We start from the raw sequence: 12,505 nt of genomic DNA, 5'->3' as shown, positions 1-12,505 counted from the left end.
CATGGGGAATTGGGCATGGGTTATGAGTTAGGATTCATTCATTTAACCAATGACAAATGACTAATGACTATCCTTCATAATCCATGAGGACTTGTACCCAGCGTGGTGGAGGAGGAATGGGGTTACCTAGACGATCAAAAAGCAACCATGCTGCCAGGTGTACTATAAAAAGGTAGATAAAGTTGTTGAGTAGAATTAAAGCGATCGCTCCCACTTGAATTAAAAACACACTGGGACTCGTCAATAAACTCAAGTTAAAAAATACCCACTCTATGAACTCAGTCACCTGGGTAATTACATAAATCCATAGGTCTTCACCTGACAAAACAGACAGCAACCACAGCCGAAAAAAGACCCCCAAAGTACCCAACAGTGTACCCAAGGTGATGGAAGTAATCCAAGGAATACGACGACGATACCACGTTGCTCCTAAAAGCACGCCCATAAACCCGTAGGGCATGACAAACAGCAAACTACGGGCTGGCCCCATCAGTACCGTCAACAGTAACCCGGAGGTGAGTGCTGCCATCCATGCCGCACGCCTGCCCCAACGCAGATAAACTAAAGCGATCGGTACCGGAAAAAATATCCGCAAAACTGGCCCCAAGGGAAAGTAGAAATTAATAAACCAAATCAAGCTAGCGGCACTTGCTAAAAACGCTGTTTCTACCATTCTTAAGGGCGCATCAGCTTTGAGTTGAGGAGGCATTAACTGCTGTTCTTTGTCTAACCAATGATTGTTGAGAGTTGGAGGCTTAGGCGATGGATCTTCCTCTGGCTCATCTGGTAAAGAATCTAAAATACTCATATCTGACAAGTTTTAAACGATCATTCTTTCTAAGGCTGACAAATCGGGAATACAAATAGTGTCTTGATCCCGTTTAATCAAGCCTTTTTTTTCTAGCCTTGTCAACACTCTTGTCACAGTTTCCCGCGCCAGTCCGCTCAAACTACTCAATTCTCGATGAGGTAAATTGGGGATTTCGGTTCCTGTTTGCCCTTTTTTTCCCTGTCCTTCTGCCAAAAATACCAACGTATCCGCTACCCGTGATTGGCTATCAGATTCTCGCAACCGCAATCGGCGATTTACTTGCCGCAAACGTCGTGCCATTAGTTGCGCCAATCGAACTCCCGCTAAGGGTTCTATCTGAAGTAACTTGACAAAATCCTGAGCAGGCATACTACCAATTACCGTTGGGGCCAAGGTAATCACATCTGTAGATCGAGGCACTTCATCTAGCGCCGCCATTTCACCGAACAATTCCCCTTTACCAAGAATATTTAGCGTTACTTCTTTTCCCTCCAGATTGTAGGTGCGAATTTTTACCCATCCGTCCAGAATAAAATACACAGAACCGCCCCAGTCATTTTCCAGCAGAATTACCTGATTGGCTGGGTGATTGCGGGTAACAAGATGGATGAGGGCTGATTCTACAGCAGTTTCTGGCAACCCTTGAAAAAAGGGAGCCGACGACATGATCATCCAGGAATTAGCCTGTGCTTGCAAGCTATATCGGTCTTCCATTACGACATCTTTATTCAAGCGGCTATATATACACACACAACAAACAAGAGCGCCATTTTCAGCCTAAGCTATCATTGCACAGCTCCCTTTCAAAAAGAAAACTAAACTATGCTACATAAGAAAGCGACAACAACCTTTTTCTAAATAATCTTTACCTATAAGTTTAAACGAGGTAATAGTTTTGCAAAAAGTAGTTTATAGCCGACGGTTGTATTGCTTAGGGGCTAGCTGCACTGCAAACTTGATTAGTTCACAATATAGGCAAACAACATTAATGATACTAAAGGGAGTAAATTATTGCTCAGGTATTTTAGCCATTTTCAAAAATAGGCAATTTAATGATCTGTAAAACTAAGCTTCCACACAAAGGCTGACTGAAGATTGCCACGACTCGCAGTAATCCATAACATAATGACAGTCACAAGTCCAAGCAGGGGCTTTTGCCACTCAAAACTTCTCTTATGACCGACGTTGCGCGTAGCAATATATCATAAAGTACGCTGATTGTAAATTAATTGTCACATTAGTTGACATATATCTCTAAGTAAGGTGATAAAAGTGACTTCCAGTGCAGACGAAATTCAAAAGCTGATCGCAGACATTGACAACTTACTTGCCAGTGGTGGCAAGCGGATGTCTAGATTTCTGTCTGGTCAGGCGCAAGAGCCTAAAGAAGTTTTAGAACGAATTCGCAACTTCTTGGTGAGGCTAGAAGAAAAAGAAGCATTAGAGAACGGCATCCCAAATCAGTCTTCTAAAGAATCGCGTTCGCCTTTATTAACAAAATTTATTGAGCAAGGTTATAATCAGTCTCCACTACCCCGGCCCGAACCCAATCAGGAACAGAGTAGTGTTGGGGCAGGACAATTAAAAAGTGAGTTTTCAAGCTTGATTCAGCCATTGCGATCGGAATTAGAATTGCTCTTGCAAGAACGCGCCGCTCTCATACAGGAAATTAGGCAGCTAGAGCAAAGACGATTGCAAAATTACTCCTTAGCGCAGCAGTTGACAAACCAAGAGCAGATGATTACCGAGTTTTTACAGGTACTCATGAGTCGTCTTGTGCCAACTTTAACGCCACTGCTAGCACAGACGCGGGAAAATTCCGCCACTTCAGGAGCAAATAGTGCAAACTCAGAATCACGAATCTCTGCAACTCAACCGTTATTAGAATCACCAGACCCTGTGGAACGTTTAACTCACTTGTCCAGGGAGTTGGATCAACGTTTATTATCACTAGATGGGACTGTAAATGTAGTATTTGAAGCACTACAGCGTAACATTAATACTTATCACGAGTCCCTGTCGCAAGCATTGGCAAGAATGCATAGTCAGGGGATGCAAGGCGAACAGTTGATGGCCAGCTTTCTCAACAATTTGACCCAGGATTTGCAGCAGCAATCCCCTAGTTCCCAACCATCTCTTTTTGAGGTCGAATCTGATACACCAGCATCATTAACTGATCCCGCCGAGATTTCTGCTGGAGTTGCACCCCAACCCTTAGAGCTTATACAGCCAGAAACATCTTCACTTACAATTGATTCTAAGCAACAGGATACTAACATTACAGAAGATTTAGATGCAGCGCTGTTGCAGCTTGGTATAGACTCGTCTCAATCTTCCCAGCAGACTGAATTACCGCAAGATATTTCCGCGTTAATCGGTGATGAAGTAGACCAACTTTACGCCAGCTTATTTGGTACTGGTAATGTTAATAATCCAAGTATTGAAGTTTCCACAGCCTCAGAATCAACGTTGAACATCGCTGAAGGCGCATCTGTCCCTCCAAGTATGAATTCTGAGGCTGTAATAACAGATACGGCGGATCTGTTTGATCTGGGCAACGTTAACCCAGAAACAACCCAACAGACTCCAGTAGAAACTACAGCATTATCAGATTCACACGAAGAACTATTTTTTGAAGAAGATACAGATATAGAGCTTGTTAGTTTCTCTACTCCACAATCAGTTTCCGCAATTGACAGCTTGGAGATCGGCAATCAGCCAGCTAGCACTGATACAATTAATACTCTAACTGAGCTATTGCCTGATACAGGTAATGAGCAGGAACTACTGGAAGTGTCATTTTTTGAGGATAATGGCACAACTACAGCACCAGTTACTCCCGAAGTAAAGGAAATTGCGGAAACTGCGATCGCCAAACCGGAAGTATTAATTAACGATAATCAGCCAGAACTGTCTTCAGATGACTACATCGCTGCCTCGCCACAAGAAAACTTGCTTTGTATTGAGTCAAACCAGGCTCCAGCCGTACTTGATATTTCTTTAGATGAAGAACAGTTGCAGCAATTAGATCAGGATTTAGCTAATTTTGATCTACAGCTAAATTCTGAGTCGCAGCCAGCTACTAACTTGGATATTTTCTCAGGACTACTTGATGAAAATCTACACATAATTCCTATAACTTCCCCTGAGCGGTCAACAGAAAATCTCCAAATAGTAGAAAATACCTCAGCAGTTCCCCAGGTAGAAACTAAACCAGAAAAGGAAATCACTACTCCTGTTGAAGAAAGTTCTTTACCTCCAATTTCCAACTCCATCAACAATCCAGAATCGCTCGATGTTCTAGAATCAGTCTGGTATTTAGGAATTGATTTAGGTACAACAGGAATTTCTGCGGCATTATTAAATCGCTCTACTTTTGTTGTACATCCTATTTACTGGTCAGCAGAAAATCCGCCGGGAACAACTTCTTTTCAGCAATCATTTCGTTTACCAACAGAGGTTTATCTGCCTACAGCTTCTGTACCCCACGGAGAAAACGAAAGTATCGAAGTACATGAGCGGACTGCACCTGCGGCTGTTGCCCAAGATAAAGTACCCGATCAGATTAACACTCCTGCAACACGGACAACAACAGATGCGACGACAAATAATCTCTACTCGGCGCAGTTGAAGCCTTATTTACAAGTAGCCATTCCCTACAAGAGTGAACGGCAGAAATGGGAACCTGTTTTGCAATTAAATGAATTTTCCGCAGGCCCTTTAATTTGGGTTGTGCGATCGCTCTCTAAGCTACTATTAACCCTCAAATCTGAAAAAACTTCTACCACCCCTAGTTTAATGGCTGCTGCTATGGGGATCAGCGAACAAGATTTCCCCAAAATTATCAATAATATTGCTGGTGTAATTTGCACCTGTCCATCTAGTTGGTCGGAACAATACCGCTTCAACGTGCGGTCAGCTTTACTCACCAGTAAACTCATCCAACATCCGCAGCAAGTCTTTTTTGTCGAAGAAGCGATCGCTAGTTTACTCCCAGAACTCGATGCTGCTAACGGTGAGCAAATAAAATTAAGCCAACATCAGGGTTCTCATCCGGCAAAAACCAGCGAAGATCCCATTGTTGGCAATACCCTTGTGATTAACATTGGGGCAACTGCCACAGAAATGTTGCTGGTCAATCTCCCAGAAACATTGCAGCAATTGACATACAATGATTTCATGCTCCACAGTTTTGCTTATGCTGGTAAGGGAATTGAACAAGATATAATCTGCCAGTTGCTATTGCCACCGAAATCTCGGCAATCACGCCAAGAAACACAAAGCGATGGCAAAACTATCACCAATAATCCTTGGCAATGGCAATCGTCAATTCCCGGTTTAGACCAAATGCGTTGGCAGAGTTTAGGGTTGGAAGAATTAGAACTACCCAGAGTCGGAGAGCCAGATATCACCGCTCGGATTCGCCTCCAGCAGCGTCTAGAAAGTTCCTTGCTAGGACAGGCGGTATTAGATGCCGCACTAGCTCTAAAGCTGATTTTGCAACACCAAGAGTCTTTTACCTTAGAATTGGCCGATCAGCAGTGGATTTTGCAGCGACGAGATTTAGAAAGCCAGGTATTTATCCCGTTTGTGCGTCGCCTGAACCGAGAACTCAATAAGTTATTGGTAGCTCGTGGCATTCCCACAGAATCCATTAATCAAGCTATCCTGACTGGTGGGGTGGCTTGTGTCGGGACGGTGAATCGTTGGCTACGGCAAAAACTCCCCAGTGCTAAGATTATTCAAGATTTATATCTTGGCGAAAACGGCGCTCCTAATTGCAGCCGGGTTGCTCATGGTTTAGCGATGCTGCCTCTGCATCCCCAGATATTAGATATACCCAGACAACAATACACTGATTATTTCCTATTTACAGAATTGCTGCGGTTGCTACCAGACCGATCCCTATCTTTCGGTGAAGTTATCCAGTTATTTGAGGGTCGTGGGATCAATACTCGCACTTGTCAGCAACGCCTGCTAGCTTTTTTGGAAGGTGAACTGCCTTCGGGTTTGATACCTTCAGTTACAGATTCGGCTTGGCTGACTCAGAGTTCGCAAGAAAATCCTGATTATCAGGCGATCGCTACAGCACCACTTTTTGAAAAACAAGGGAGTCTCACATATCGTCCCAATTCCCAACAACTGTTGTCTTTGCGTCGCTATCTAGATGCAATTAAGGTTAGTAATCAGCAATCACTGGAGGAAGTATACTTAGCAAATTTCGCTTTAGAGGTTAATCATTGACATTAGTAAGTAAGTCGGTGCGAATAAATTGAACTATTTCAAGTAATGCAAAATTATTGTAATCGATTTCGTAGTAAGAGCTTCAGTCTTTCTTTTACAACTAAAGTCCTTACTACAAACCTTTAATTATTTACGCCGTTTTACTTACATCACGAATGAACCTATCCTACAAATAATATATGTGCTACAAAGCTCAAGCATATTGAGAACTGATTTTAGCTTATGGGATGAAATACTATAATTTTATAAATTCCCACCTTAATTAAAAGATTCTGTAAACTTTAGGTTTTCGGTTTTTATATTGTTTAATTTTTGTGTATGTTAACACTCAGTAGTATTGACAAAATCAATAGAAATCATTTAATAATTATGTTCATGTCTACACTACTGATTCAAAAAGTCCTGTTGTAGATAAGTTTAGTCGTTGTGAATCATCTTTATCTTTATTCAGTTAATTGCTCGCAACAGCCTTTCCACCCGTCAACCTTAAGCGTGAGAAAACGATTAATTGACATTGTTGGAGCCATTGTGGGGCTGATGATTACGTTTATCGTAGCAATTTCTGTAGCAATTGTTACTTTTATAGATGCTCCAAGCCCAATATTTTATTCCCAAATTCGCTGTGGTTTAAACGGAAAAACTTTCCGCATCTGGAAATTCCGTTCGATGATCGTCGATGCTGATAAACTCAAGCATTTGGTTGAAAACCAAGCCAAAGGTCACATCTTTAAATCTTTTGACGATCCTCGCATTACTCCTGTGGGTAAATTTTTGCGGCGTACTAGTTTAGACGAATTTCCCCAATTTTGGAATGTTCTGGTAGGAGACATGAGTTTAGTTGGTACTCGTCCACCGACTCCCGATGAAGTCAGCAATTACGATCCACATCACTGGGATAGATTGCGAGTCAAACCAGGTATTACTGGAGAATGGCAGGCTAATGGACGTTCCAGTATCACAGACTTTGAAACAATTGTCAAGATGGATCTAGACTATCAACGTAAGTGGTCTGTAACTTATGACCTGAGTCTGATTATTAAAACTATTGGGGTAGTTTTGAAGAAGACTGGAGCTTATTGAATTTGTCATTAGTTTTTTTCTAGGTTCGTGCATCTCCACTTTTTTATTCAACCCTTGACGCCGCTACCAGTTTCTGTGGGTACAATGTAACGTTGTAAAAATAAAAATAGTAATAATACTGGGGCGATCGCAATTACTGAACCAGCAGCTACTAACCGCCAGTCAAGGGAAAATGTACCTGCTAGCTTTGCGACTCCCAACGGAAGAGTGTATAAATTCTCATCTTGGATGACAATTAAAGGCCACAAAAAGTCACTCCAAGCACCAATGAATACAAAAATAGCTAAAGTTACCAATGCTGGGCGAACTGCTGGTAACATAATATGCCACCACAAACCTAACTCAGAACTGCCATCCATTCGAGCCGCTTCTTCTATCTCTTTGGGTACGCTCATAAAAGCTTGACGCAACAGAAAAATGCCAAAGGCAGAAGCTAAACTCGGAAAAATCATCCCTAAATAACTATTTCTCAAACCCAACTGGACTGTCAAAATATAAAGGGGAATCATCACGATTTGGAAGGGAATCATAATCGTAGAGACGATCGCCACAAAAATCCAGTCTCGCCCGACAAATGATAATCTTGCCAACGGATAGGCAGCTAAAGCGCAAAACAGCAGATTTAAGCCCACAGTCAGCACTGACACCAAAGTACTGTTATATAGGTATTGTCCAAAAGGTAAAGAGTTCCACACACTAAAGAAGTTATCTAGTGTAGGTGAGGCAGGCAATAACTGTGGCGGCGACTGCAAAATATTTTCTGTAGGCGATTTCAAGGCTGTACTAACTAGCCACAGTAAAGGAAAGAGCATCACCAGTGCGATCGCTCCCAATAGCGCATACATTAGCAGAATCTGCGATCGTGATTTTTTCCAGTTCAGCATTTGATTAATAACTTTCCCAGTTCTCTAAATATTTATTACAACTTTCTTTATAACGCTAAAATTTGCTTTCAATATTTTGCACTTGCTCAAATATTTGGTGGATGCTCACCCATTTTCACCCACATTTTCCGCACACGAGTTAATTGCAGACGATTCATTTTTAAAGTATAAATTGTTACTTTACCAATGATTGTAAGTCCTACAATTTCTGTAGCATCTTCACTCCAAGTAAAATGATCTGTCCACAATTGCTGTTGTGGATTAAATAATTTCACCTCATTCTGAGTATTAGGGTCAATTGCTGTTTGACGAGTTGCTTTATAACGATTACAAGATGGACAAGCCAAGCATAGATTTTCAAATACAGTTTTCCCTCCAGCAGATAAGGGAATGATATGTTCAAATTCAAAGATAGTGACTGTTAAAGCTTCAGCTGTGCGACAGTAAGTACAACAATCAGCAAAATAATTACGAATTTCCTTTTTTAATTCAACAGGAATGTAAACACTCACGCTAGTTGCTGTTTATTTTGAAAAATATTTAAGGTATATCTAGCTCTAGTTTTAAGAATATTTAATTGGTCAACCTGTGCCAATAATCTGTCTAAGGTTTCCGTTTCGTCATCTGACAAATCATTATCAGAATTTTTAACTAACAATTCCTGTAACTGGATCTGAGCTTTGGGAGATAAATAACTTTCTGCCAAAGCTTGCAACTCATCTAGATTTAAACCAATCAATAATTCCGAATCTACAGATAAGTTAGTTAGCTGTTGATAAGTTTCTAAATCTAACAGTACTCCAACTTTTTTTCCCTCTGCATTAGTGACATACTGAACTGAGTCAGACATGGCTTTACTTAAGAATTTAGTTAATTTTATTCTAACCTATCATTAAAAATCTGGTTAAATAAATTCACATAATTCTGTTATGGAATTTATTTACATATTAATATAATTAAGTCTCTTCACTTTCTGAATTCCCTAATTCTTCCAGAATATCAAAGAAGTCGTTCATTATTTTGGCATCTCATTCTTTTACATCACTCCATGTTTGACTGTTGTGAATGATATCTTGTGTTTCTAAAAGATAAATACCCAAAGCATTTTTTAAAATTCCAATTGATTCGACTTTTGAATTAACTACTCAATCTTAAAAATTTAATAATAGAAATAGATTTTTTTTCGGCAGATTCATTCAATATTTTATTCAACTTTTCAGTTAGTTCCTTATCGTTATTCATAGTTTTTCCCCAATTTATAAGAGGCATTATATAGCAATCCGATTTGATTTTTGAATCACTTGTAGAGGTAAGGGACTGGGGATTGGGGACTAGGAACTGGGAAGAAAGAATAAAGGTGTACTGAGTTCTGTTCAAAAATCAAATATGAGTCCTATATTGCAAAAATTAAATATTTATCATATTCTTGAACGATTAGTCTCATAAAAACAATCTACAGCAATTATAAAATTATTTATTCATTAAACCAAGATTACTAACTTATTTTAAAAGTCGGTAATCTTGGTATTTCAAGTTTTACTAATTAGATTTAATTGGCATAAAGTCCGATGTTGTACACACAGCTTTTAAAAGTTTATCTGACAGTTTGAAGCAAATTCACCAAAACAGTGCTGAGTGCTGAGTAAAAAGTAAAATTAATTGCACTCAGCATATAGGGTCTGAAGCCCCTAAATTTATTTATGAAAAAAATAAAAATATTTTTTTTGAGACACGTAGTGCAAGAAAAAATACGTCCTTTTTTTCAATCCCCTAGTTTTAACTATGGGGTTATACTCAGCACTCAGCACTCAGTACTCAGCACTACTGAAAGTGATTAATCTTCAACCGCTACATAAGGTTGTGGTTCCCGCGAACGTTGGGCAATTTGTTCTCGTCGATACTTCGCAAGTTCGCTGTAAAGCCTCTTGCGAGAGAGATTCACGCTGCCAACAGGCTCATGTTCTAGCAATGTATGCCAAGGGGAAAACAATATACCCTCATCTAAACGTTTGCGTTCTTCAAAGTCAAATTTCTGACTGGGAATGCGGACAGTTGCAACTTTAATAAACGGTGAATCTGCTTCTTGCCATTCTTTAACGTGGTCTTCAATCGGCGTTTTTTCATCGTCTACATAAAACTGAATTAAAAAGTCAAAAGACGCTTCTCGACCTTCTTTAGTCAAATATTTGACAATCGCTTCTCGGAGGTAATTTTCTGATTCTGGAAGTGTTTCTGGTGGTTGTTCAGGCTGTTGAGATTTGACAGACAATTTTACAATGCGATTACCAAACTTAAACGGAGCCATGCTCCAATATTGAATCAAAAGCGGATTTCCTACCTTGTGGCTGACAATTTTTTGTAAGATAGCGAAGGCATAACCAAGTTCTTCCAGGCGCTCTGGGGTAAGTTCTCCACTACCTGCTTTGGAAATATCAGCATAATCACGAACGTCTTTGGTAAAGAAAGTAGGATAATTGTTGAGTATAAAATCTTGAGTTTTTTGTTCATCATCCAGCACTTTTTGCCCGTCCACATTCATCACCTTAATGGCGATACCGCGAACATCAGGTTGGCTATCGGAGTTGAATTGACCACGCTTTTGAGGCGCACCACCATTAGAGAAACGAATCCACACAGGATAAGTTTGGGGCGTTTTGAACAAACCTACTCTCAGGTCTTCAGGAAGATTGGGTTCAATAATAAACTCTCCCGAAAGGAGTCCATGACTTTTGCTATGAATTTGGCGGAGGTCTGGGCCGGTTTTTTGTTGAGCTTGCAGGCTAGTTGCGATAATATCGTCGATTGTTGCTTCCTGCTCAATGGTAGATGACGTTGGGTTAGTCATAAAACATTTGATGATGTGTCCTCACCATCCTGAATCCTTTAGCCTTTCTGAGTCAATCCGGTTTCCGTAGAAACTGCTTGTAGTGGTTTATCCCAAGGTTCACTAAGTATTTCGGACAAATAGGCAAACTCGAAGACAATTCCGATAGTCGGCTTTGTCTGCCACTGCGGTAAACTGAGCAAGCGATCGTAATATCCACCGCCATAGCCTAAGCGATATCCTTGATAGTCGCAAGCGACACTAGGAACAAGAATCAAATCTACTTCAGCCGGATCTAATAGGGGAGCGTCGGGGTGTGGTTCAGTAATGCCATAAGCGCCGCTTTGGATAGAATCACTCGGTGTCCAAATATGCCAAGATAGGGATTTTTTATCAATGCAGCGAGGAAATCCCCAACGGTACTTGGTGCTTGCAAATAGTGGACTGAGATCGGGTTCTTGGCGAAAGCTGAAATAAGCGAGTATTGTTTTTGCTTGGGTAAACAAAGTAGAGTTTTGTAAATGAAAGCATAAGCGATCGCTTTTTTCTCTCCAGTCTCGAACGGGCATTGATTGACGGGTTTTAAGTAAAGTGCGCCTTAGTTCTGCTTTATTTAATTGATGATTAACTTTGTCCATGAAAATTTATAGCTTCAAACAAATAAGCTGGGCAATGCCCAGCTTATATCAGCTTACACTTAGCGATACATTGTTATAGAGCGTGTTGACGATACCATTCAATAGTATTCTTTAGCCCTTGCTCAAAGCCCACCTGAGCCGTGAAATTAAAGGCTTGCTTTGCTCGTTCAGTATCTAAACAACGGCGGGGTTGACCATTAGGCTTGTCAGTTTGCCAAATAATTTCACCCTTAAACTCCATCAATTCGCAGATTAAAGTTACTAAATCAAAGATGGAGATTTCATAACCTGTTCCCAGGTTAACTGGTTCTGATTCGTTATAGAATTGAGTTCCCATAACAATCCCCCGCGCTGCATCTTCTGAATACAGAAACTCACGGGTGGGACTGCCATCACCCCAAACTGGGAGTTGCTTTTCTGCCTTAATTTGGGCTTCGTGAACTTTGCGAACTAATGCTGGAATAACGTGAGAACTTCCTGTGTCAAAGTTATCTTCTGGGCCATATAAATTCACTGGCAGTAGATAAATTCCATTAAAACCGTACTGCTGGCGGTAAGATTGCAATTGGACTAAAAGGGCTTTTTTCGCAATTCCGTAGGGGGCGTTGGTTTCTTCTGGGTAGCCATTCCAAAGATCATCTTCTTTGAATGGTACGGGGGTAAATTTAGGATAGGCGCAGATTGTGCCAACACAAACAAACTTTTCTACTCCAGCTTGATAGGCAGCATGAATTAGCTGTGTTCCCATCATCAAGTTATCGTAGAACAACTCAGCAGGTTTTTCACGGTTCAGACCGATACCCCCAACATGAGCTGCTAGGTGAATAATTACGTCTTGCTGGTCAACTGCGCGTTGGCTATTTTCCCAAATACGCAAATCACAATCGCGCGATCGCGTTACTGTAATCTTCTCATGATTAGCCCCTGCTTTACACAGTTGATCTATCACCTGACGACCTAGAAACCCCGACCCACCAGTGACAAGAATGCGTTTATTTTTTAATTCTAAGCCAGTCATATTTTT

The 12,505-nt window shown here is 40.7% G+C and carries 10 protein-coding genes; 2 read left to right on the top strand and 8 right to left on the bottom strand.

Features of this window, described 5'->3' with window-relative positions; genetic code table 11:
* Nucleotides 1–67: 67 nt before the first annotated feature.
* Nucleotides 68–808, bottom strand: coding sequence for a DUF2232 domain-containing protein (locus CDC33_RS30405; protein WP_109012091.1), 741 nt, complete (start codon nt 806–808; stop codon nt 68–70).
* 12 nt (nt 809–820) lie between these two features.
* A complete protein-coding gene (locus tag CDC33_RS30400) occupies nt 821–1,525 on the bottom strand; it encodes a Crp/Fnr family transcriptional regulator (protein ID WP_109012090.1) in 705 nt (234 codons plus the stop codon).
* Nucleotides 1,526–2,083: 558 nt separating this feature from the next.
* On the opposite strand from CDC33_RS30400, the gene CDC33_RS30395 reads away from it, so the two are divergent.
* Together CDC33_RS30395 and CDC33_RS30390 are read left to right on the top strand one after the other, a co-directional pair.
* On the top strand, nt 2,084–6,055 hold the full coding sequence (locus CDC33_RS30395; RefSeq protein WP_109012089.1) for a hypothetical protein: 3,972 nt from the start codon (nt 2,084–2,086) through the stop codon (nt 6,053–6,055).
* Nucleotides 6,056–6,481: 426 nt separating this feature from the next.
* A complete protein-coding gene (locus CDC33_RS30390; protein WP_181374177.1) occupies nt 6,482–7,135 on the top strand; it encodes a sugar transferase in 654 nt (217 codons plus the stop codon).
* A 47-nt stretch (nt 7,136–7,182) separates the two neighbouring features.
* Here the strand turns inward: CDC33_RS30390 and CDC33_RS30385 are convergent, their stop codons facing one another.
* The 6 genes from CDC33_RS30385 to CDC33_RS30360 all read right to left on the bottom strand — a co-directional run bounded on the left by CDC33_RS30385 (nt 7,183) and on the right by CDC33_RS30360 (nt 12,499).
* Complete coding sequence (locus CDC33_RS30385) at nt 7,183–8,019, bottom strand: carbohydrate ABC transporter permease (protein ID WP_109012087.1); 837 nt, start codon at nt 8,017–8,019, stop codon at nt 7,183–7,185.
* An 86-nt stretch (nt 8,020–8,105) separates the two neighbouring features.
* The gene (locus CDC33_RS30380) at nt 8,106–8,531 is read right to left on the bottom strand and encodes an HNH endonuclease (protein WP_109012086.1); all 426 of its coding nucleotides are present in this window, start codon (nt 8,529–8,531) and stop codon (nt 8,106–8,108) included.
* Nucleotides 8,528–8,869, bottom strand: coding sequence for a hypothetical protein (locus CDC33_RS30375; protein WP_109012085.1), 342 nt, complete (start codon nt 8,867–8,869; stop codon nt 8,528–8,530). Before CDC33_RS30375 ends, CDC33_RS30380 begins: the two co-directional genes overlap by 4 nt.
* Before the next feature lie 984 nt (nt 8,870–9,853).
* Entirely contained in the window at nt 9,854–10,864 is a 1,011-nt protein-coding gene (locus tag CDC33_RS30370) for a catalase family protein (RefSeq protein WP_109012084.1), read from the bottom strand.
* 38 nt (nt 10,865–10,902) lie between these two features.
* Nucleotides 10,903–11,481 carry a 5-formyltetrahydrofolate cyclo-ligase gene (locus CDC33_RS30365; RefSeq protein ID WP_109012083.1) on the bottom strand — a complete coding sequence of 193 codons (579 nt, stop codon included), beginning with the start codon at nt 11,479–11,481 and terminating at the stop codon, nt 10,903–10,905.
* Between the two features lie 73 nt (nt 11,482–11,554).
* Nucleotides 11,555–12,499, bottom strand: a complete 945-nt coding sequence (locus CDC33_RS30360; protein ID WP_109012082.1) for a GDP-L-fucose synthase family protein — start codon at nt 12,497–12,499, stop codon at nt 11,555–11,557.
* Between the last annotated feature and the right edge of the window lie 6 nt (nt 12,500–12,505).

The sequence above is a fragment of the Nostoc commune NIES-4072 genome (genome assembly GCF_003113895.1).
GTDB classification, from domain to species: Bacteria; Cyanobacteriota; Cyanobacteriia; order Cyanobacteriales; family Nostocaceae; genus Nostoc; species Nostoc commune.
This window is presented reverse-complemented; position numbering and strand designations above follow the sequence as displayed.